The following is a 22841-nucleotide window of genomic DNA, read 5'->3' as shown; positions in this document are numbered from 1 at the left end:
ATATTTAAAAAGGGATGGTGGATATGAAGGCTGAAAGAGAGATTATAAATATACCTATAACAAAAATAAGACAAAATATGTATCAGCCAAGAAAAGTATTTAACCAGGAAGCATTAATAGAACTATCAGAATCAATAAGAGAATTTGGAGTATTACAGCCCATAAGTGTACGAAGAATCAATGATAATCTTTTTGAATTAGTTGCTGGAGAGAGGAGACTTAGAGCATCTCAACTTGCTGGATTAACAGAAATACCTGCAATAATTGTAGATATTACAGATACAGAATCCGCTGTACTTGCACTTATTGAGAACCTTCAGAGAGAGGACTTAAATTATTTAGAAGAAGCAGAAGGATATTATAACTTAATTAAAGAACACGGATTTACACAAGAGGAGCTTGCAGTAAGAATAGGAAAAAAGCAATCTACAATAGCAAATAAACTTAGATTATTAAAATTATCTGATGAAGTAAAGGAAAGGCTTATAAGTGAAGGCTTAACAGAAAGGCACGCAAGAGCACTTCTTAAACTTGAAGATGAAGAATTACAAAAAAAGGTAATAAATGAAGTAATAAAAAAGGGATTAACAGTAAAAAAGACAGAGGAATTAATTGAGAAAATTTTAAATGAAAAACAAAACAGTAATAAAAACAACAAAAATATAAAGAATAAGTATAAATGGAATATAAATACAAAAATAATAACCAATACCATAAAACAGATTATGGAAAAAAGTGGAATAGAAGCAGAGTATAAACAAAAAGAGTTGGATGAGTATTTAGAAATAGTAGTGAGAATTCCAAAAAAGTGATAAGCAAAAAGTGTAATAAAGAATATTCTGAAAAATACCGTTATCTATTTTATATTAAAGAATTAATTGTTTTTTAGATAGCCCTATGAAGGATTTTATAGGCACACATTATAAGTTGCCTTTTAAAATCTATTCGTAGGGCTTTTGTAAAATTTAGAGTATTGTTTTATATTTTGTTGAACAAAAGAAGTATTCCTATTGCAATAAATGCTATTGCAGCACCCTTTTGAATATATTGAGGTGGTATGATACGGCTTAGTGTATCTCCTAAAATAACAGCGACCAGAGAGGAGCAAACTAAAGCTAAACTGGAACCTAAAAATATTACTAATTTTTGTTTAGAATTAGCGGATAACATCATAGTTGCAATTTGAGTTTTATCCCCTAATTCAGCTAAAAATATAGTTATAAATGTAGAAAATATTAATTTTAACATAAAATCCTCCTAAATGTATTTAAACTAATTCATTCTTACTGTAAAATATATTATATGACGTGTGATAATATACATGGGGGTGTAAATTAGATGGGAAAAATAATATCGATATTTAATCAAAAGGGTGGTGTTGGGAAAACTACTACCAGTATTAATTTGGCTGCATATATTGCAAGCTTTGGTAAGAAGGTTTTATCAGTTGATATAGATCCACAAGGCAATACAACAAGTGGTTTTGGTGTAAATAAAGATGATTTAGAGTTTTCTATGTATGATGTTATAATGGGATTAGATGCAAACAAGGCAATAGTAGAAGTTTTTGAAAACTTGTATCTACTTCCTTCAAATGTAGAATTGGCTGGTGCAGAAATAGAACTTACTGCAAGAATAAATAGAGAAAGCAAATTGAAGGAAGCGTTGATGAGTATAAAGGATGATTATGATTATATATTTATTGACTGTCCACCATCTCTTGGGTTATTGTCAATAAATGCACTTACAGCTTCAGATAGTGTACTCATTCCAATACAATGTGAGTTTTATGCACTTGAAGGTGTTGGACAATTGATGAATACTATTCAGTTAGTTAAAAAGAGTTTAAATCCTAAACTTGATATACAGGGTGTAATTATGAGTATGTTTGACGGTAGAACAAACCTTTCTATTGAGGTTGTTGAGGAAGCAAAAAAATATTTTAAGGGCAAGGTATATACTACGATTATTCCGAGAAATGTTAAATTGGCGGAGGCACCAAGCCACGGTATTCCAATTATGCTGTATGACAAAAATTCCAGGGGAGCAGAGGCATATATGGAGCTTGCAAAAGAATTCTTAGAATATGATGAAGGAGGATATTGATATGACAGCAAAAAAAAGTGCATTAGGTAAGGGGTTAGGTGCTCTGATACCAGATGTTGAAGTTAAAGAATTAGAGGGTGTAAAGGAAGTTGATATAAATGATATATTTCCAAATGAGGAACAGCCAAGAAAAAATATAGATATAGAAAAAATAGAACAATTGGCACAATCGATAAAGGAACATGGTATAATTCAACCTATAATAGTAAAAAAAGAAGGCGAGTATTTTAAAATTATTGCAGGAGAAAGAAGATGGAGAGCAGCAAGGCTTGTGGGACTTAAAAAAGTACCAATTATAGAGAAGGAAATTAGTGAAAAGGAAGCAATGGAAATTTCATTAATAGAGAATATACAAAGGGAGGATTTAAATCCTATAGAAGAAGCACTTGCTTATAAAAAACTTATAGATGAATTTGGGCTGACACAGGATGAATTAGCAAGAAGGCTTGGAAAGTCAAGACCAGCAATAACAAACTCCCTAAGACTTTTAAATTTAGACAAAAGAGTTATTGATATGATTTTAAATTCAGATATAACAGAAGGCCACGGCAAGGTTATAGCAGGAATAGAAGATAAAAACAAACAATATGAAATAGCAATAAAGGTTGTAAATGAAGGATTAAATGTAAGGCAGACAGAAAAATTAATTCAAAATCTTAACAATATAAAGGATAAAAAAGAAAAAAATAATACAAAAGATATATACATAAAAGATATAGAGGACAGATTAAAAAATATATTTGGCACAAAGGTGAACATAAATAAGGGTAGAAAAAAAGGAAAAATTGAGATAGAATATTATAGCGAAGATGATTTGCAAAGAATACTTGATATATTAAATTTATAAAAAATGTTTCACGTGAAACATTAAAAAAGGAGCTGATCTTATGGAATTTATAAAAAACTTTTTTCAAACCTATGGTCTTTTTATTAACATAGGTATATTAATTTTAGTGTTAATCATATTGTTCTTAGAAATATTAAACAAGGTAGAACTTAATAGAATTGAAAAACGTTATAGAAAACTAATGAAGGGTAATAATAATAAAAATTTAGAAGAACTAATTATACAATACACAGATAGTATAGATAAGGCATTAGAACAAGTTAATAAAAATACCGAGTTATACAATGATGTAAACTTAAGATTAAAAAAATGTATACAAAAGGTAGGTATTGTAAGATATAGAGCCTTTGATGATGTAGGTAGTGATTTAAGTTTTTCAGTTGCACTTTTAGACGAAAATAATAATGGTATAGTACTTACTGGTCTTTTTGGTAGGAGTGAATGCACTACATTTGCAAAACCAATTGAAAATGGAATTTCAAAATATGACTTATCCGATGAAGAAAAACAAGCCTTAGAACAGGCACTTAAGTAATAATAAAACACCTCCTGTGAAATAATAAAAACAGGAGGTGTTTTTATGATTATAAGCGTTCAGGATAATTTAAAGGAAATAATATTAAACTTAGAAAGTTTAGGTTATAATGTTCATAAATTTAGTGAAGGCATACCTTCAGATGTATATATTTATAAAGATGAAGAATTGGGTTTATCTAATTTAACAAATCACGTTAAAACTCCAGATAGAGGAGCACTTATTATAAATGTTGACAATAAAAGTATGAAGGAAATTTTGTATGCAATTAATAATAGAGCTTATTCGCCAATTTTTTAATCTATAGCTACTTTGTAATTGTAAATTTGTTTTAGAGACATATAAATACTTGTAGTGATTATTTCAGCCATCTTCATAACAATGCTTAATCTGGTGTTTTGTAAAACTATATACTCCATAAATCCAGAACTATTAACAATTCCAGTTATGCTTATATCTCCTACAGGTTGAAGTTTTTTATTTACTCCAGCACCTGGATAAACAGGTCCCTTTATTAAATTAATATTACCTATATTTTCGCTCTTTCCAAGAGATGCATCAATGGCTAAAATAAAAGGGTTTTTTATTGTGTTGTATATAAAGTTTATATTTTCATCAAGATTTTTAGCGTGGACAGGATTATTGAGTGTTCCATATATATCAACCTTTTTATTTAGAGATAATTTATTAAGTTTATATCCAACAAGAGGACCTAAACAGTCTCCAGTTGATCTGTCTGTACCTATACAAAGTATAACTAAATTTTTATTATATATATCGTTTTCTAAAATCAAGTCAATTAATTTAATTGATAGAAGGTAGCTTGAATTTATATTATTTACGTTTGTTGAAAAGTATATATCATTATTTATAGGCATAGTAAAACCTCCCATTTTCCTATATTGTAAGTTTATCCAAATGGGAGGTTTTATATTCCTATAATATTTTTGTTTTTTTAAGTATGTTATATAATACCATTAGAAAAATAAGATAAATCATACCTACAAACCCATATGCCTTTATACCTATAAATATTGCAGCTAAAACAGCTACAGGATGAAGCCCAAGTGATGCAGAAACAAGCTTTGGTTCTAATATTTGTCTAACAATAGTTACTATAAGATATAATATTAGAATTCCAAAGGCTATAATATATTTTTTAGTTATAATATAATATAATGCAACTAAAGAATAAACGGCACCAATACCTAAAATAGGTAAAACATCAAATATAGCAGAAACTATACTTAAAATTAATGCGTATTTTATATTTAATATAGAAAAACCAATATATGTTTCTATAAACGTTAATGTAACAATAAAAGAATATGCTTTTATATATCCAGTTAAGGATTTATTTAATTCATCTACTATTAAGGAAAATTTTTTCTTTCCATCTGGTGTAAATATATTTAATATTGATGATCTAAAGTTTAACATATCTTTACTAAAGAAATAGGAGGATAATAAAGAAACAAATAGGATTAAAAAAATAACTGGAAGTTTTAGTACAATAGATAACAACTTATTAAGTATAGATAGGGATATATCTAAACTTGAATAGGCAAATTTAGTAACTTGTTCATTTATTTTTTGAACAATAGCTGGATCAATTGCATCGTAATATAATCTTAATTTATCAAAGTATTCTTGAATGTATGGAATAAATGTGTTAACGTTAGGTATAGAAGATACTAATTGTTTTATTTCGTATGTTATTTTTGTAAAAATACCTATTAGTAATAAAATAAATATGATATATACAAGTAGAACAGATATCAAAGAGGCAATAGAATCTTTAAATTTTAATTTACGTTTTAAGAATTTAACTAAAGGTAGTGAAATCAAAGAAACAATTATTCCTATAACAAAAGGGAGTGTATAGGATAATGTTGAAAAAAATAAAAAGAATATTAAAGTATAGATTACTATAAAAATTGCAAAATTCCTCAATTTAATTAGAAATTGTTTATCAAACATATAAAACCCTCCTTTGTTTCATTATTATAACATAATAAATTAGAATAATCATCAAGATGAGGTGAAAATTATGAATTATTTAGATAATCAGGTATTTTTAGAAACAGCAGAAATTTTAAAGGTCATAGGACATCCTATCAGATTATGTATATTAAAGGGACTATATATTGAAGGAGAAAAAAATGTAACTACAATGCAGGGGTGCTTAAACATACCTCAGTCTACTGTTTCACAGCATATAGGAATATTAAAAAATAAAGGAATTATAAAGGGCAAAAGAAATGGACTTGAAATAAATTATTCCATTTGTAATGAAAAGGTTATGAAAATATTAGAAACTCTATTAAAAGAGGAATTGATATGAAAAATTTAACGGATATTAAGGATTATGCACAGAATATAGCAGAGATAATAAAGAGTGTTGTTGGAGTTGATGTAACCATTGTTGATTCTTTTAATATAAGAGTTGCTGCAACTGGAATGTATAAGGATTTAATTGGAAAAAAGATAGTTGATAAATCGGCCTTTAAAAAGGCAATGGAGCTAAAGAAAATATTAATAATAGATAACCCAAGGGAAGATGATATATGTTTTGAATGTGAGAACAAAATAAACTGTATTGAATATGCAGAGGTGTGCTCACCGATATTGGTAGAAAATAATGTAGTAGGAGTAATAGGGTTAGTTGCTCTATCAGAACAGCAAAAAATACAATTAAATAACAATAAAGAAAACCTTATTAAATTTTTAAATAAGATGAGCGATATGCTGAGCACTAAGATTTCTGAGATGAATATTTGTGAAAAACAAAATTTACTGATAAAACAGATTGAAACCATAATAAATTCAATTGATGAAGGAATAATAGCTATTGATTTAGATAAAAATATTTTATTTAAGAATAAAATTATAAAGGATATTTTAAAGGAAGAAGAGACGAATTTATTCATATCTAAACTACTACAGGATGATATATATAAAGATATTCTTTTAGGTAGAGAAATTAAAAACATACAGTTTGGAATAGAGAATAGAAATTTTTTAGTTTCTATTAAGCCTATTGTGTATTCAAACAAGCTTCAGGGTATTATTTTTTCTTTAAAAAATATGAAGGATATAAACAAAATAATTAGAGATATGACACTTATAAATAGTGATACGACCTTTGATAGTATTATAGGTAAATCAGAAAAATTTTTAAAGGCAATAGAGATAGCTAAGAAAACTTCAAGGGCAGATTCTACAGTATTAATACTTGGAGAGAGTGGAACGGGTAAAGAACTGTTTGCAAGAGCTATACACAACGAAAGTAAAAGAAAAAAAAGGCCCTTTGTTGCAGTAAACTGTGCAGCTATACCAGAATCTCTTCTTGAAAGTGAGCTTTTTGGTTTTGAAGAAGGAGCCTTTACTGGTGCTAAAAAGGGAGGAAAAATAGGAAAATTTGAACTTGCACAGGGTGGAACTTTGTTTTTGGATGAAATAGGGGATATGCCTCTGCATCTACAAGTTAAGCTCTTAAGAGTTCTTCAAGAAAAATATATTGAAAGAATAGGAAGCAATAGGCAGATAGAAGTAGACATTAGAATAATAGCTGCAACACATAAGAATTTAGATGAGATGGTGTTAAAGGGAGAGTTTAGACAGGATCTATATTATAGGCTAAATGTTATTCCAATAAAGATACCTCCTCTTAGGGAAAGAAGAGATGATATAAAGGTACTAATGGATTATATACTTAATAAATGCTGTTTAAAACTAAATAAAAATATAAAGGGATTTACTGAAGATGTATATGAGATATTTTTAAATTACCATTGGCCAGGTAATGTTAGAGAATTAGAAAATATAATAGAATATCTTGTTAATATGGAAAATGGAGAATATATAACCTTTGATAAAGTTCCTGAAAAGTTAAAAAGTAAAAAAGGTGAAGATATAACTATATTTGACTTAAAATATCACGAGAAAAATTTAATAAAAGAGGCACTAAAGAAATTTAATTCAAAGGATGAAGCTGCAAAGGCGTTAGGTATAGGAAGGGCAACTTTGTTTAGAAAGATAAAGGAGTATGGATTAAATTAGTATCAAAATGATACCATTAGTATCAAAATGATACTAATGGTATGAGTCTATAGAATATAAGATTTGTATGGGCATTAAGTATCAAAATGATACTTAATGCCCATTTATTTATGTATTTTCGTTGGCATAATCTTTGCAATATTAATGTAGTCAAGATTATACTTGGAGGTATTTAATATGAAGAATATAATAAAAAACGTTTTAAAACAAGAAGTTGTATTGGCATTAGGATGTACAGAGCCAGTAGCAGTTGCTCTTGCATCAGCTTCAGCATATAGTGTAGTAAAAGGAGATATAGAAAAAATAAATGTTATAGTAAGTTCAAATATATTTAAAAATGCCTTTGCGGTAGGTATTCCAGGAACTAAGAATGTAGGTCTTCATATTGCTGCTGCATTAGGTGCAATAGGAGGGGATTGTAAGTTAAAACTTGAAGTGTTGAAAAATATAAATTCAAATCACGAAAAAGAAGCTAAAAGAATAGTTGAAGAAGGAAAAGTTAGAATAGATGTTGATGATTCAAAGGCAATATTTTATATTAGGGTTGAGGTACTGACAAAAAATGGATTAGGAGTTTGTGAGATAAAAGATAAACATTCAAATATAGTTTATCTTGAGGCAAATGGTAAAGTGATATATGAAAATAGAGAAGTAGCTGTAGGCTCTTCAAAGGTAAATTTTGATTTAAAAGAATTCAAATTGTTAGATTTGATACACGAAATAATAGATATGAAGGATGAAGAATTAGAGTTTTTATTAGAGGGTGCAGAAGTAAATATTAAAATTGCAAAGGAAGGTTTAAATAATAGTTATGGAATGGAGATAGGTAAGAGATATAAAAAGATGATGGAAGAAGGCATTATATCAGATGATATTCAAAATAATATTATAATGATGACAGCAGCAGCTTCTGATGCAAGAATGGCTGGTTGTTTTATGCCTGTTATGAGTAGTGCAGGTTCTGGAAATCACGGAATAACAGCTATAATACCAGTTGCGGTTTGTGCAAAGCTTTTAAATAAGGATAATGCTCAGCTTGTTAAGGCACTTGCTATATCACATATTACAACTATCTATATAAAGCAATTTACAGGAAGATTATCAAGTGTTTGCGGGTGCGGGGTTGCAGCAGGTGTTGGTGCAGCTTGTGGTATATGCTATCTTCTTGGAGGAAAGGATAAGGAGATGGAGAATACTATTAAAAATATGGTAGGAGATATAAGTGGTGTAGTTTGTGATGGTGCAAAACCAGGATGTGCAATAAAATTGTCAACAGCAGCAGCTGCTGCCTATAAAGCAGCATTGCTTGCAATACAAGGAGTGTGTGTACCTTGTGGAAACGGTATTGTTGGATGCGATATAGAATCTACAATTAGAAATTTAGGTATATTTACAAGAGAAGGAATGAAAAATGTTGATAGAACAGTAATTAATATAATGCTAAAAAAAGAATATGAGTTTGTGTGCTAATTAAGTAGAATACCATTAACAATAGTTTATAAATTGTTAATCAATCTGTTTAAAAAGTTATATATTGATTAGCCCCATGAAGGATTTCTTAGGCATTCATTCATTTCGCCAAGCAATTCTAAGTTTATGAAAGAGACTATTGAAATCTTTTCATGGGGCTTTTTTATACTTTAGCTAACAAGCGGGTTTGTCATCAATCTGATTAACAATAGTTTATAAATTGTTAATGGTGTTTTTTGTTTTGGAATATTATAATAGAATAAAAGGAGGTTGATAGATTTGAATAAAATGGATATTTTAAACAAAATAAAAGAGGAAGAAGTTGAATTTATATATCTTCAGTTTACTGATATATTTGGAATAATGAAAAATGTTGCAATTACTGTAAATGAGCTTGAAAGAGCTTTAAATAATGAAATTGTTTTTGATGGTTCATCAATAGATGGATTTGTTAGAATAGAAGAATCTGATATGTATCTTTATCCCGATACAGATACATTTTTAGTATATCCTTGGTATTCAAGCTTCGGAAAAGAGGCAAGATTTATATGTGACATATATGATTCAGAGGGTAAACCCTTTGAAGGAGACCCAAGATACGTTTTAAAGAGGGTATTAAATGAGGCGAAGGAGATGGGGTATTCTATTAAAATAGGCCCTGAATGTGAATTTTTCTTATTTAATACAGATGAGTTTGGTAAACCAACATTAATAACTCACGATGATGCAAGCTATTTTGATTTAGCACCTGTAGACTTAGGAGAAAATGCAAGAAGAGAGATGGTTTTAACGCTTAATAAGATGGGATATGAAGTTGAAGCATCACACCACGAGGTTGCACCTGGACAACACGAAATAGACTTAAAATGTGATGATGCATTATACTCGGCAGATAAAATAGTAACATTTAAACAGGTGGTAAGAAAAATAGCTAAAAATCACGGATTGCACGCTACATTTATGCCTAAACCAATATATGGAATACCAGGTTCAGGACTACATACAAATATATACGTATACAAAGGCGATGAAAATTTGTTTTATGATAAAGATGATAAATTAAACTTGTCAAAGGAGGCATATAGCTTCATAGCAGGGATAATGGAACATGCAAAGGCTATATGTGCTATAACAAATCCAAATGTTAATAGTTATAAAAGGTTAGTATCAGGTTATGAAGCTCCTATGTATATATCTTGGTCCTGTAAAAATAGAAGTCCTTTAATTAGAGTTCCTTCTAGAATAAATAAAAATGCAAGGATAGAACTTAGAAGCCCAGATCCATCCTGTAATCCATATTTAGCATTAGCTGTTATTATAAAGGCAGGATTAGATGGAATAAAGAGAGGATTAAAACCTTGTGAGCCAGTTGATAGAAATTTATATGAAATAACAGATGAGGAAAGGTTAGAAGTTGGGATAGATTTGCTTCCTCAATCACTTAGAGAAGCGGTTAAAGAATTAAAGAGGGATGAGCTAATTAAGGAGGCATTAGGAAGCCACGTTTATAATAGATTTATTGAAGCAAAAGAGATGGAATGGAAGGAATATAAAAGTGTAGTTACATCTTGGGAAGTAGAAAGATATTTAACTAAGTATTAATGAGGGGCTAAATATGGATAGACTTAAAATAGCAGTAGGAGATAATGATGAAGAAATATTAAAATCTATTCAGATTATGCTAATTCAAATGGGATTTAATGTGGTTGCAACCGAAAAATCAGGCTCTTCGCTTTTAAGAAAAATACGAAGCATAAACCCTGATGTTGCTTTAATTGATGTAAATTTAAAGGGATTATCTGCCTTTGAGATAAGTGAGGTAGTTGAAAAACAAGGAATATGCCCTTGCATAATAACTATTAAAGGAAGTGTAGATGAGTATTTTGATAAATTAAAAGATAAGTTAGTATTTGCGTATATTCAAAAGCCCTTTAATCAGACAAGTTTGAGATATGCAATAGAATCAGCATATTTTAACTATAAAAATTTAATGGATATGGATAGGAAGTTAAAGGAGAGAAAGCTTATTGATAAGGCAAAGGGTTTAATAATGAATAAATATAATTTAACAGAAGACAAGGCATATGAATATATAAGAAAAAAGAGTATGGATAAAGGCGTGAGTATGGCTAAAATTGCCCAGGTAATAATTGATATAATAGAACAAAATAATAAAAATGGAGGGGATAAAAATGAAAAGGATTGATTGTAGAGGATTTGCCTGTCCAAAGCCTGTAATTATGACAAAAAAGGAATTAGATAGTATAGTTAGTGGTGAGGTTGAAGTTATAGTGGATAATCAAGGAGCAAGGGAAAACCTTTCAAAACTTGCACAGAGCTATGGATTTGAGTATAGTATATCAGAAGATTCAGAGGGAATACACGTAATAATAAAAAAGACTGAGAATAAGAACAGTAATTTAGCTGAAGATGAAAAAAATATTGTAATAGCTATTACTTCAGACTGCTTTGGACACGGAGATGATGTATTAGGTAGAACTTTAATGAAGAGTTATATATATTCATTAACAGAAGTTGAGAAAAAACCAAAGACATTAATATTTGTTAACGCGGGAGTGAAATTAACTACAGAGGGTTCTGATGTATTAGAGAGCCTTAAAATCTTAGAACAGCAGGGAGTGGAAATATTATCCTGCGGAACATGCTTGAATTTTTATAATTTATCAGATAAATTAAAGATAGGTTCTGTATCAAATATGTATACAATAGTTGAAAAGATGCACGAATCAACAAATACTATAAAAATATGAGGTTGATAAAGAGATGGAGTATATTATAGTAACATTTGAAAGTACTAATTTTGCAATACAAGCAGAGTCAGTATTAAAATCAAGAAACCTTAATATTCAAATAATACCAACACCAAGGGAGATTACTTTAAGTTGTGGTATATCTATTTTAACTCAAATTGAAAATCTTAATAAAATAGATGAACTTGTTAAATTAGGTAAGATAAGAATTAAGGAAGTATATAAGTATGTTAAAGACGAGGTTAAGACACTTGAAAGATTAAGACCATAGGTCTTAATCTTTAATTTTGAGGAGGTGAAGTTATGAATATAGTTAACAAATTTAAAGAGGCAGTTGAGAGCAATTTAACGCAGGAAAAAATAATAGATGGTTCTTTGAAGTTTATTAAAGCAATTGCAATAATTATAATATGTTTAATAATAATAAAGATAGGTGAAAAAATAATTCATTCGTTTTTTGAAAGACAGAAAAAATCAAAGTTTGGCTTAAATGAAAAGAAGGCTGCAACTCTTCAGGAACTTTTTAAGAGTTTATTAAGGTATGCGATGTATTTTGTGGCAGCAATTTGGATATTTGACATTAAAACTGTTATAGCTGTAACAGGAGTTGCAGGTGTTGCAATTGGTTTTGGTGCTCAAAACTTAGTTAAGGATATAATATCTGGAGTTTTTATATTATTTGAAGATCAATTTGCAGTTGGAGATTATATTGTTATAGATGGTTTATCAGGATTTGTTGAGGCAATAGGTATAAGGGTTACAAAGCTTAGGGATTTTTCTGGAGACCTACATATAATTCCTAACGGAACAATAAGTAAGGTTACAAATAAAACAAGAGGAAATATGAGGGCACTTGTTGATGTAGATATTGCCTATGAAGAGGATATAGACCATGCAATATCTGTTATAAAAGAGGTATGTGAGGATGTAAAAAAAGATTTTGAAGACATTGTTGAAGGCCCAGACGTTGTTGGAGTTGTAAAATTAGGTGAATCTGGTATAACTATAAGAGTGGTGGCAAAGACTATCCCAATGAAACAGTGGGCTGTTGAAATGGAGCTTAGAAGAAGAATAAAATATAGATTAGATAAAGAAGGAATAGAAATACCATATCCAAGAAGAGTTATATATAGCAAGGAAGGAGGAAAGTAATTGGTAAAAGTATTTAATTTAGGAGATATAGTTGAGACAAAAAAAGAACATCCTTGTGGAAGCAAGACTTGGGAGATTATAAGGCTTGGTGCAGATATAAAAATAAAATGTACAGGTTGTGGAAGAATAGTTATGCTTCCAAGACCAAAATTCGAAAAGTCTGTTAAAAAGATAGTAAAATCGGCTGTAGAAGAAAATAGTGACTTGACTTAAAATTGATAATGTGTTAATATAGAGGAGTTGTAATCCCTGCTCATTTTATGAGCCGTTTAGTCCGGAGGGAGGAGGTGAACTATAATGAGAAAGTACGAAGCACTATATGTTTTAGCACCAAATTTAACTGAAGAAGAAATAAAGGCAAATGTAGAGAAGTTCAAGAATGTTGTTGTTAATGGTGGTGGAGAAGTAGAAAACATAGACGAGTGGGGCAAGAGAAAGCTTGCTTATGAAATAAACCACGTTAACGAAGGATACTATGTACTTATGAACTTCTCAGCTAATTCCGAACTACCAATGGAATTAGACAGAGTGCTAAGAATCTCCGATAGCGTTATAAGACATCTTGTTGTTAATTTACAAAAGTAATTTTTAGGTGGTGTTTAAATTGAATAAAGTTATTTTAATTGGCAGATTGACAAAGGACCCTGAACTTAGATTTACAGCTGGGTCTGGTATTGCCGTAGCCACCTTTACTGTTGCAGTAGACAGGAATTACGTAAGTCAAAGTGGACAAAGAGAAGCAGATTTCATACCAGTTATATGCTGGAGAAAACTTGCTGAAAACGTTGCAAACAACCTGGGAAAAGGAAGGCTTGTGGCAGTATCTGGGTCTATACAAACAAGAAAATATCAGGCTCAAGATGGTAGCACAAGATATGTGACGGAGGTTGTTGCAGAAGAGGTTAAATTTTTAGATTGGCCAAAGGACGGAGGTTCGGTACAAAGAGGAGCTTCAGGCATGTACGGCCAAAGCTATGAATCTCCAATTGATGATTATAACGGTGGAGATTTTATTCCAGTTGATGGAGAGGAAGAAGTTCCATTCTAGTCTAATTCTTGAGGTAAGGAGGGTAGAAAGATGGCAAACGCAAAAGGAAACTTTAAGCAAAGAAAGAAGAAAAGAGTATGTGCTTTCTGTATGGATAAAGTTGAATACATCGATTACAAGGATGTAGCAAAACTTAAGAAGTACATCACAGAAAGAGGAAAGATTCTTCCAAAGAGAATCACAGGAAACTGTGCAAAGCATCAAAGAGAGCTTACAATAGCAATAAAGAGAGCAAGAAATATAGCTCTTCTTCCATATACAGCAGAATAATAAAGTGCCTAAATTTTAGGCACTTTTTCTTTTTACAATAATAATAAATATGCTATAATTGTATTAATGTAGACATAGAAATTTTTGGGGGGGTTTATATGTTTAATGCCGATGAACTAAACATACTGGATAATATAAAGCTTATTGAAAATTATAAAGCATTTTTACTTTCATCTGTTGCAGATCTTTTTACAAGTATGGCAAAGGGAAATAAATCAAGCACGGATGAAATAACAGATGAATTGTCAGAAATAATAATATTATCCTATATGCTTGGAAGAAGATTGGGTATAAGCTTTTCGGAAATAGATGAAAAGGTAATAAAGAAGCTAAAGCTTGGTCTTTTAAAGGAGGAGGTAGATACACAATATCAAGATTGTGCAAAGCTTATATCATACATTAGAGAAGGAAGAGAGGTCTGATTATGCAAAATAGAACATCCACTCGTTCAATTGTAGAAGCAGGTTTATTGACTGCAATAAATGTTGTATTAATATTAGCAAGTATATATGTTCCATTTTTATATTTTGTAGGAATATTTTTATGGCCTATACCTATAGCACTTACGTTTTTAAGACATAATTTTAAATATAGTTTATTATCTGTTATTGCAACAGGTGCAATTGTTGCCTTTACAGTTGATCCGATTACTGCTGTTTCTTTTGCTATAATCTATGGTGCACTTGGACTTGTGATGGGGTATTGTATAAAAAAACAAAAGTCAGTTATTACGACCTTTACTTTTATGTCTATAGTTGTGTTTATATCAACAGCAGTGCTTATTAAACTATCTAATTTAATTTTAGGTCAGGATATACTAAAATCAATGATACAGATGTTAGATGAGTCAGTAAAAATAACTAAAGAAATATATGGCGGATTAGGTGTACCACAAGAACAGATAGATTCACTTTTAAAGAAGCTAATACCAAGTCCAGATATTATTATAATGGTATTTCCAGTTACTATGCTTTTATATTCATTAATGAGTGCCCTTGTAAGTTATCTATTTGCATATAAAATATTTAATAGATTTGGCTATAAGGTAGAAAAAATAAAACCACTCTCACAGTGGTATATTCCTGTTAAGCTTGCAACAGCAATATTAGTTATTGTATTGGTGAGTTTTATTCTTGTTGTAACTAAATTTCCAAATGCATTATCATATTACTATAATGCACAAATTTTATTTAGTTTTGTATTTACTATAAATGGTATTGCAGCGGTTGATTTTTATTTTATAAAAAGAGAAATGAAGGGATTTTTAAGATTTTTAATAATCTTCTTTATTATGACTTCACCACTTTCAAATATTATATTTATAATAGGTATAATGGATTATATATTTAATTACAGGAAACTTGATTATAAAAGAATAAGAAAATAAAAATTCCTCGCAGGAGGAGATATTATGGATAATAAATTTTATAGATTTTTTCCTAATACTAAACTTTATATGTTTTTTATAGCAGTTCTATTAGCCTTATTAATGTTTTATAACTATCCTATAGGAATAATAGGATTAGTTTTTTATGCTTATCTTATTTACTATAATCTAAAGATAAATAAAATAAGGAGTCAGGAGTTTTCTAAGTTTGTAGAGACTCTTTCGGCTGACATTGACATTGCTGGTAAGAACACACTATCCAAAATTCCTATTCCTCTTGTTATAGTAGATAGTAGTGGTAAAATACTTTGGGCAAATTCTCTTTTTTATATGAATACAAAAATAAATTTGTATGGTAAAGATATTAGGGATTTTATTGGAAATTTTGATTCAAGTTTAATATTAAAAAATAAAGAGCATTTCTTTGAAAAGGTGATAATAAAAGATAAAATATTTAACGTTTTGGTAAGTCCTGTTGAGGCAGAGAAGGAAAGGGATAGATATATATTTTTATTATATTTTATTGACTATACTAATTATTATACTTTATATGATATGTATAATGAGAAAAAATCAATTGTAGCACTTTTAGAGGTTGATAATTTTGATGAGGTTATTAAAAGTACAGAGGATATAAATAGGCCTACACTTCTTGCAGAGATTGATAACAGGATAAATGCATTTGCCTATTCTATAGATGCTCTAATTAGAAAATATGATAACTATAAATATATATTAGTTTTTGAAAATCATCATTTTGATACATTAGTAGAAAATAAATTTGATATATTAGACAAGATAAGAGAAATCGATGTTGGTAATAAAATACCTGTAACATTAAGTATTGGTTTAGGTAGAAATGGAGAAACAATAGCAAAAACCCATCAATTTGCAGTAGCAGCAAAGGATCTGGCATTAGGTAGGGGAGGAGACCAAGCTGTTGTTAAAGACGGTGATAGGTTATCCTTCTATGGAGGAAAGACAAAAGAGGTGGAAAAAAGAACAAGGGTTAGGGCAAGAGTTATAGCCCACGCAATTTCAGATTTGATAGAACAAACAGATGAAGTTGTAATTATGGGACACGAAGTTCCAGATATAGATTGTTTAGGGGCTTCTCTTGGTATGTATAGGGGAGTAAAGCTTTGTGGTAAAGATGCCTATATTGTTTTAAATACAGTTAATAGCTCAATTGAAAAAATGATGGAGAAGGTAATAAGGTCAGGACATTACAATGGAGTTTTTATAAAAAATGAAATAGCATTGCAAAAAGTTATGGCAGGTGCACTCTTGATTATAGTAGATGTTCATAGAAGGAGCCTATTGGAGTGTCCTGAACTTGTAGATTATGCAAAAAACATAGTAATAATTGACCATCATAGAAAGAGTGCTGATTTTATAGAAAATGCGACTATGAATTATATAGAACCATATGCAAGTTCAACCTGTGAACTTGTTACAGAAATACTTCAATATCTAAAGGAAAAGCCCCAGATTGAACAATTAGAGCTTCAAGCTCTTATGGCTGGCATATATATGGACACTAAGAATTTTTCCTTTAAAACAGGTGTTAGGACCTTTGAAGCTGCAGGGTTTTTAAAGAAAAACGGTGCAGATATAATAGAGGTTAAAAAGCTGTTTATGGATGATTTAGAGACATATAGGGAAAGGACAAAATTAGTTGCAAATGCAGAAATAAATGATAAAATAGCAATTGCAGTATATGATGGTACAGTTAAAAACCATTTAGTTATACCTCAGGCTGCAGATGAGCTTCTAACCTTAGAAGGTGTTGAGGCCTCCTTTGTGCTTGCAAAAGTAGATAATGAGGTTATAATAAGTGGAAGGTCCTTAGGTAATATAAATGTGCAATTAATATTAGAAAACTTAGGTGGAGGAGGCCATATGACTATAGCTGGTGCTCAGCTAAATAATGTAGATATAGAGGATGCAAAGAAATTGCTTTTAGAATCAATAAAAAAATACTGTAAGGAGAGTGACGAAAGATGAAGGTAATATTAAAGGCTGATATTAAGGGTGTAGGTAAAAAGGATGAGGTTATAAATGTATCTGATGGATATGCAAGAAATTTTTTATTCCCAAAGAAACTTGCAGTAGAAGCAACAGAGGGTAATTTAAGGGTTTTAGAGGAACAAAAGGCTAAGGAAGCAGAGAAGAAAAAAGAAGAGATAAAAGCTGCACAGGAACTTGCAAAGAAGCTTTCTACATTAACTGTTGAAGTTGCTGTTAAGGTTGGAGATAATGGAAAGATTTTTGGTTCAGTTACATCAAAGGATATAGCAGATGCATTAAAGAAGCAACATAATATAGATATTGATAAAAAGAAGATAGATTTACCAGAAGCTATAAAGATTGCTGGAGTATATACTGTTGATGTAAAAGTATATCCAGAGGTTACAGGAAAGCTAAAGGTATCTATTTTACAAAAATAGAGAGGAGTATTTGATTGAATAAAAATAACTTAGCAGTTGATTTAAAAAATAACTTTACAAATATGATGAATGACATCGATGTTCAAGTTGAAGCACTTAAGGAACTACTAAACAAACTATATGGTGAAAAGTATCTTAATGATGTCCTAAAAAAATTGAATTTAAAGAAACAGTATAAGAGTGATAAAGTAGAGGAAAAGATATATGTTTTACAGAGGTTAATTTTAAAAAAGGATGATTATATAGATAATCCAATTGAATGCCTTCAAGAAATAAAAAAAGAGCTTTCTAAGAAGATAGCATTAAGACACGTTGAGGATGAAATTGATCAAGAGGTTGAAAAGTATCTTCTTGAAAAACAAGACAAGCTTATAGAGGAAGTAAAATTGAGTATAATCAAAAAGAAAAATGGTGCAGAAAACAGTAAGACATTAAAAAAGCTTGTGGAATTACAAAAGCTTGATACAATTAAACTTTCAAAGTCAATAATGGAGTTTTTAAGACCTGAAAATAAGGATGAGATTGTAGGACAAGAGAGGGCCTTAACTGCACTTGTATCAAAGCTTTGTTCACCATATCCGCAGCATATAATACTTTATGGCCCTCCAGGTGTTGGAAAAACTACAGCTGCAAGATTGGCATTAAAGATTGCAAAGGAATTTAAAACATCTGTATTTAATAATGATGCACCATTTGTAGAAGTTGATGGAACAACATTAAGATGGGATCCAAGAGAGATAACAAGCCCACTTTTAGGTTCTGTACACGATCCTATCTATCAGGGGGCAAAGAGGGATTTTATTGAAACAGGAATTCCAGAACCAAAGCTTGGACTTGTAACTAAGGCACACGGTGGAGTTCTCTTTATTGATGAAATTGGAGAAATGGATGAAATGCTTCAAAATAAGCTTTTAAAGGTTTTAGAGGACAAAAGAGTGGAGTTTTCATCATCATATTATGATCCTGATGATGAGAGTGTACCTCTTTATATAAAGAAACTTTTTAATGAAGGAGCACCTGCGGATTTTGTATTGATTGGTGCTACAACAAGAGATCCAAGCGAAATAAACCCTGCATTAAGGTCAAGATGTGCAGAGGTCTACTTTGAACCTTTAACAAAAAAGCATATAAGACAAATTGTTTTAAATGCGGCAAACAAGTTAAAAATTAAAATAGAAGAAGGGGCAGTAGATGCAATAAGTGAATATACCCTTGAAGGAAGAAAGGCAGTAAATATACTTGCAGATGTATATGGGTATGTTGTACAAAAGAGAGGAACAGAAAATATTACAATAACTCTTCAGGATGTATATGAAGTTGCTGCACTATCAAGATTAACGCCTCAGTTTAAAAACTATTCAAAGGAATCTAAGGAGATAGGAAAGACCTATGGACTTGGCGTATATGGATTTTTAGGTTCTGTTCTTGAAATAGAGGCAGTTGCCTTTAAAAAGGATTCACCTTCTGGTATTGTTAGGTTTAATGATACTGCAGGAACTATGGCAAAGGATTCTGTGTTTAATGCAGCAACAGTAATTAGGCAGATTACTGGTGAAGATTTATCAAATTATGATGTTCACGTTAATGTAGTAGGTGGAGGTAATATAGATGGTCCTTCAGCAGGACTTGCAATAACACTTGCTATTTTAAGTGCAGTTGAGGAAAAGCCTCTAAGACAGGATGTAGCAATAACAGGTGAAATATCATTAACAGGAAGTATAAAGCCTGTTGGAGGTATACCTGAGAAAATATATGGAGCTCTTCAGGGAGGAATAAAAAATATTATTATTCCAAAGGAAAATATGAAGGATGTTCCTATAAATGTTGAAGAGGTTAATATAATACCTGTAGACCATATAAAAGAAGTACTTGATATTGTATATTAGGAGGCAGGTAACAGCTAAAATAATTTTATAAAAAATTAAAAAACTCTATATACGATTGATAAAAATACGGAACAAATTTTAAGAAATTGGGACAGAGATAATAGACTAAAACCTGCTTATATTGAACCATCTGGATTTAGATATTATTAAGGAGCTGACTGAAAATGATTAAAACATACAAAGTTATGCTACTTCCAAACAACAAACAGAAGACAAAATTGTTTGAGTGTGCTTCTGTTGCAAGATGGGCATATAACTTTGCATTAGAACAAGAGCAAATTAACTATAAAAATGGAAGCAGGTTTTTAGATGATAAAGAGTTAAGAAAAAGATTAACACAGCTTAAACAAACAGAAAAATATAAATGGCTTAACAGTTATTCAAATAACATAACAAAACAAGCTATAAAGGATGCCTGCATAGCATTTAAAAATTTCTTTGAAGGTAGAAGTAAATTTCCAAAGTTTAAGAGTAAAAAGCGAAGTAAACAAAGTTTTTATCAAGATACAGATAAAATAGTTATAACAGAAACTCAAGTTAAATTAGAAAAATTAGCTACCTCTAAAAAGAAAAACAAACAAAAGCTAAACTGGATTAGGTTAGCTGAAACAAATAGAATACCAATAGGAAAAAACATTAAATATTCTAATCCAAGAGTAACATTTGATGGACTTAATTGGTGGTTAAGTGTTGGTGTTGAAATACAAGAAACAGTAGATAGGAACTACACAGAAGGAATAGGTATAGATTTAGGTGTAAAGGATTTAGCAATAGTTAGCACAGGAGAGAAGTTTAAAAACATAAATAAATCTAACAAAGTAAAGAAACTTGAAAAAAGACTTAAAAGATTACAAAGGAAACTTTCTAAAAAGTATGAAATAAACAAAATCCAGATAGAGGGAGGTGAAATCCGTTACAGAAAAACTAAAAACATTAAAAAGTTAGAATTCCTTGTTTTAAAGACACGAAGAAGGCTTAAAAATATAAGGCATAATTATATTCATAAGATAACTACATCATTGGTGAGAACCAAGCCAGAGTATGTAGTTATGGAGAGTTTAAATACTTGTGGAATGCTAAAAAATAAAAAGTTATCAAAATCAATACAAGAACAGCTATTCTACGAATTTAAAAGGCAGGTGGAATATAAGTGTGCCTTAAGTGGAATTAAGTTTATACTTGTAGATAGATTTTATCCATCAAGCAAAACTTGTAGCAAATGTGGACACATAAAAGGCAATTTATCCTTGACAGATAGAGTATTCATATGTGATGAATGTGGCTACATTATAGATAGAGATTTAAATGCAAGTATAAATCTTAAAAACTATGGCAAATCAATAGCATAGCACTAAAAGCAACTATTGATATGTACCCATACGTTAGTGGGGAATTTAAGCCTTTGGAGTGTCAAATAAACACAAGTAGGTTTAGCCGAAAGTGGACACGATGAACAAGGAAGGAAACATAAACTTTGTAAAGTTTTATAAGTTTTCTGTAACGGTGAGGAAATGGAAGCACAGTTAAGAGTTCCTCCACATAATATTGAGGCAGAACAGTCTGTACTTGGTGCGATGATAATAGAAAATGATGTTATATATGAAGTTTCTGAAATATTAACTGGTGATGAGTTTTATAAAGAGGGACATAAGGTTTTATATAAAACAATAATGGAAATACACAATGATGGTAAGCCGGTTGATATGATAACATTAATTGATACTTTAAAGGGAAGAGACCTGCTTGAGGTGGTTGGAGGAATTTCTTATATAAGTGACCTTATTTCCTCAGTACCTACAGTATCAAATGCAAAACATTATGCAAAAATAGTTGAGGAAAAGTATCTATTAAGGAGTTTAATTTCTGCATCTCATAGAATTATGGATAAATGTTATAATGAACAGGATGATGTAGAAGAGGTTTTAAGTGATGCAGAAAAGAGTATATTTGATATATCACAAAAAAAGAAAAATGAGGATTTTGAATCAATAAAGCCTATACTTGAGAGAAGCTTTGAACAAATAGAGCACGTATATAAATTTAGGGGAGATACAACAGGAATAGCCTCAGGGTTTATAGATTTAGACAGAAAAACATCGGGCTTTCAAAAGGGAGACTTTATACTTGTTGCAGCAAGACCATCAATGGGTAAGACTGCATTTGTATTAAATATTGCACTACACGCTGCTTTAAGGGAAGGAAAAAGTGTTGCAATATTTAGTCTTGAGATGTCTAAGGAACAACTTGTATACAGAATGCTCTGTGCTGAGGCAAATGTAGATATGCTAAAGCTTAGAACAGGAGAACTTGATGATGAAGACTGGCTAAGACTTGCAAGAGCAGCAAGCCCTATGGCAAAGGCATCAATATTTATTGATGATACACCAGGTATTTCTATAATGGAGATGCGTTCTAAGTGTAGAAGACTTAAGATGGAAAAGGGTCTTGATTTAATAATGGTAGACTACCTTCAACTTATGAGTGGAGGTAAAAAATCTGAAAGTAGACAGCAGGAGGTTTCTGAAATATCAAGGTCCCTAAAGGCTATTGCAAAGGAGATGAATGCACCTGTAATTGCACTTTCACAGCTATCTCGTGCACCTGAGGCAAGAGCTGACCATAGACCAATACTATCTGACCTTAGAGAATCAGGTTCTATTGAGCAGGATGCCGACCTTGTTATGTTTTTATATAGAGATGAATACTATAATAAGGAATCAGAAAAGAAGAACATTGCAGAAGTTATAATAGCAAAACAAAGAAATGGTCCAACTGGAACAGTTGAACTTGCTTGGCTTGGACAATATACTAAGTTTGGAAATCTTGATAGGTATCATAATGTATAAGAAAACAAAAG

The 22841-nt window shown here is 30.5% G+C and carries 27 protein-coding genes; 24 read left to right on the top strand and 3 right to left on the bottom strand.

The genetic code is table 11. The features are described from left to right. Positions 1 to 23: 23 nt before the first annotated feature. On the top strand, positions 24 to 812 hold the full coding sequence (gene noc / locus A3M9_RS0107675; protein WP_198011951.1) for a nucleoid occlusion protein: 789 nt from the start codon (positions 24 to 26) through the stop codon (positions 810 to 812). Between the two features lie 166 nt (positions 813 to 978). On the opposite strand, the gene A3M9_RS0107670 is transcribed toward noc, so the two are convergent. Then, positions 979 to 1248, bottom strand: a complete 270-nt coding sequence (locus A3M9_RS0107670; protein ID WP_027308707.1) for a TMEM165/GDT1 family protein — start codon at positions 1246 to 1248, stop codon at positions 979 to 981. A gap of 90 nt (positions 1249 to 1338) precedes the next feature. Between A3M9_RS0107670 and A3M9_RS0107665 the strand changes: the two genes are divergently transcribed. From A3M9_RS0107665 to A3M9_RS0107650, 4 genes are read left to right on the top strand one after another with little or no spacing between them, the layout of a single operon-like run. Beyond that, complete coding sequence (locus tag A3M9_RS0107665; protein WP_027308706.1) at positions 1339 to 2106, top strand: ParA family protein; 768 nt, start codon at positions 1339 to 1341, stop codon at positions 2104 to 2106. Between the two features lies 1 nt (position 2107). Further along, a complete protein-coding gene (locus tag A3M9_RS0107660) occupies positions 2108 to 2953 on the top strand; it encodes a ParB/RepB/Spo0J family partition protein (protein WP_027308705.1) in 846 nt (281 codons plus the stop codon). A gap of 40 nt (positions 2954 to 2993) precedes the next feature. After that, on the top strand, positions 2994 to 3488 hold the full coding sequence (locus A3M9_RS0107655) for a DUF4446 family protein (RefSeq protein WP_035166129.1): 495 nt from the start codon (positions 2994 to 2996) through the stop codon (positions 3486 to 3488). A gap of 45 nt (positions 3489 to 3533) precedes the next feature. Further along, positions 3534 to 3788, top strand: coding sequence for a YkuS family protein (locus tag A3M9_RS0107650; RefSeq protein ID WP_035166127.1), 255 nt, complete (start codon positions 3534 to 3536; stop codon positions 3786 to 3788). Here A3M9_RS0107650 and yyaC read toward each other — a convergent pair. Together yyaC and ytvI are read right to left on the bottom strand one after the other, a co-directional pair. Continuing rightward, on the bottom strand, positions 3785 to 4366 hold the full coding sequence (gene yyaC / locus A3M9_RS0107645; RefSeq protein WP_027308702.1) for a spore protease YyaC: 582 nt from the start codon (positions 4364 to 4366) through the stop codon (positions 3785 to 3787). The genes A3M9_RS0107650 and yyaC overlap by 4 nt on opposite strands. A gap of 58 nt (positions 4367 to 4424) precedes the next feature. After that, positions 4425 to 5468 (bottom strand): sporulation integral membrane protein YtvI, encoded by a 1044-nt coding sequence (gene ytvI / locus A3M9_RS0107640; protein WP_035166124.1) that lies wholly within the window; start codon positions 5466 to 5468, stop codon positions 4425 to 4427. A gap of 70 nt (positions 5469 to 5538) precedes the next feature. Here ytvI and A3M9_RS0107635 point away from each other — a divergent pair, with 70 nt between their 5' ends. From A3M9_RS0107635 to A3M9_RS0107545, 19 genes are all read left to right on the top strand, one after another. Beyond that, positions 5539 to 5832, top strand: coding sequence for a helix-turn-helix transcriptional regulator (locus tag A3M9_RS0107635; RefSeq protein ID WP_035166122.1), 294 nt, complete (start codon positions 5539 to 5541; stop codon positions 5830 to 5832). Further along, positions 5829 to 7550, top strand: a complete 1722-nt coding sequence (locus A3M9_RS0107630) for a sigma-54-dependent Fis family transcriptional regulator (RefSeq protein WP_027308699.1) — start codon at positions 5829 to 5831, stop codon at positions 7548 to 7550. The genes A3M9_RS0107635 and A3M9_RS0107630 overlap by 4 nt, the downstream gene beginning before the upstream one ends. Before the next feature lie 177 nt (positions 7551 to 7727). Then, on the top strand, positions 7728 to 9020 hold the full coding sequence (locus tag A3M9_RS0107625) for a serine dehydratase subunit alpha family protein (protein WP_027308698.1): 1293 nt from the start codon (positions 7728 to 7730) through the stop codon (positions 9018 to 9020). 288 nt (positions 9021 to 9308) lie between these two features. Beyond that, complete coding sequence (gene glnA / locus A3M9_RS0107620; RefSeq protein WP_035166149.1) at positions 9309 to 10622, top strand: type I glutamate--ammonia ligase; 1314 nt, start codon at positions 9309 to 9311, stop codon at positions 10620 to 10622. A 13-nt stretch (positions 10623 to 10635) separates the two neighbouring features. Next, positions 10636 to 11226 (top strand): ANTAR domain-containing response regulator, encoded by a 591-nt coding sequence (locus A3M9_RS0107615; protein ID WP_027308696.1) that lies wholly within the window; start codon positions 10636 to 10638, stop codon positions 11224 to 11226. Further along, entirely contained in the window at positions 11213 to 11791 is a 579-nt protein-coding gene (gene yedF / locus A3M9_RS0107610) for a sulfurtransferase-like selenium metabolism protein YedF (protein ID WP_027308695.1), read from the top strand. Before A3M9_RS0107615 ends, yedF begins: the two co-directional genes overlap by 14 nt. 13 nt (positions 11792 to 11804) lie before the next feature. Beyond that, on the top strand, positions 11805 to 12062 hold the full coding sequence (locus A3M9_RS0107605) for a DUF3343 domain-containing protein (RefSeq protein WP_027308694.1): 258 nt from the start codon (positions 11805 to 11807) through the stop codon (positions 12060 to 12062). Positions 12063 to 12094: 32 nt separating this feature from the next. Continuing rightward, positions 12095 to 12943 (top strand): mechanosensitive ion channel family protein, encoded by an 849-nt coding sequence (locus A3M9_RS0107600; protein WP_035166120.1) that lies wholly within the window; start codon positions 12095 to 12097, stop codon positions 12941 to 12943. After that, on the top strand, positions 12944 to 13156 hold the full coding sequence (locus tag A3M9_RS0107595; protein WP_027308692.1) for a DUF951 domain-containing protein: 213 nt from the start codon (positions 12944 to 12946) through the stop codon (positions 13154 to 13156). Between the two features lie 84 nt (positions 13157 to 13240). Further along, positions 13241 to 13528, top strand: coding sequence for a 30S ribosomal protein S6 (gene rpsF / locus A3M9_RS0107590; protein ID WP_027308691.1), 288 nt, complete (start codon positions 13241 to 13243; stop codon positions 13526 to 13528). A 19-nt stretch (positions 13529 to 13547) separates the two neighbouring features. Next, entirely contained in the window at positions 13548 to 13991 is a 444-nt protein-coding gene (locus A3M9_RS0107585) for a single-stranded DNA-binding protein (RefSeq protein ID WP_027308690.1), read from the top strand. A 30-nt stretch (positions 13992 to 14021) separates the two neighbouring features. Beyond that, positions 14022 to 14261, top strand: coding sequence for a 30S ribosomal protein S18 (rpsR, locus tag A3M9_RS0107580; protein WP_027308689.1), 240 nt, complete (start codon positions 14022 to 14024; stop codon positions 14259 to 14261). 98 nt (positions 14262 to 14359) lie between these two features. Further along, positions 14360 to 14683 carry a MazG-like family protein gene (locus A3M9_RS0107575; protein WP_027308688.1) on the top strand — a complete coding sequence of 108 codons (324 nt, stop codon included), beginning with the start codon at positions 14360 to 14362 and terminating at the stop codon, positions 14681 to 14683. Between the two features lie 2 nt (positions 14684 to 14685). After that, positions 14686 to 15648: a YybS family protein gene (locus A3M9_RS13455; protein WP_035166118.1), complete on the top strand. Its 963-nt coding sequence runs from the start codon at positions 14686 to 14688 to the stop codon at positions 15646 to 15648. 24 nt (positions 15649 to 15672) lie between these two features. Then, entirely contained in the window at positions 15673 to 17655 is a 1983-nt protein-coding gene (locus A3M9_RS0107565; RefSeq protein ID WP_027308687.1) for a DHH family phosphoesterase, read from the top strand. Next, complete coding sequence (gene rplI / locus A3M9_RS0107560; RefSeq protein WP_027308686.1) at positions 17652 to 18098, top strand: 50S ribosomal protein L9; 447 nt, start codon at positions 17652 to 17654, stop codon at positions 18096 to 18098. Before A3M9_RS0107565 ends, rplI begins: the two co-directional genes overlap by 4 nt. Before the next feature lie 62 nt (positions 18099 to 18160). Beyond that, a complete protein-coding gene (gene lonC / locus A3M9_RS0107555; RefSeq protein WP_027308685.1) occupies positions 18161 to 19984 on the top strand; it encodes a Lon family ATP-dependent protease in 1824 nt (607 codons plus the stop codon). 164 nt (positions 19985 to 20148) lie between these two features. After that, positions 20149 to 21333 (top strand): RNA-guided endonuclease TnpB family protein, encoded by a 1185-nt coding sequence (locus A3M9_RS0107550; RefSeq protein WP_027308684.1) that lies wholly within the window; start codon positions 20149 to 20151, stop codon positions 21331 to 21333. 162 nt (positions 21334 to 21495) lie between these two features. Continuing rightward, entirely contained in the window at positions 21496 to 22830 is a 1335-nt protein-coding gene (locus tag A3M9_RS0107545; protein ID WP_027308683.1) for a replicative DNA helicase, read from the top strand. Positions 22831 to 22841: the final 11 nt, after the last annotated feature.

This window comes from Caloramator sp. ALD01 (genome assembly GCF_000472625.1).
Classification (GTDB): domain Bacteria; phylum Bacillota; class Clostridia; order Clostridiales; family Caloramatoraceae; genus Thermobrachium; species Thermobrachium proteoclasticum.
The sequence above is the reverse complement of the archived record's forward strand: the minus strand, read 5'-3'. Positions and strand labels throughout refer to the sequence as shown.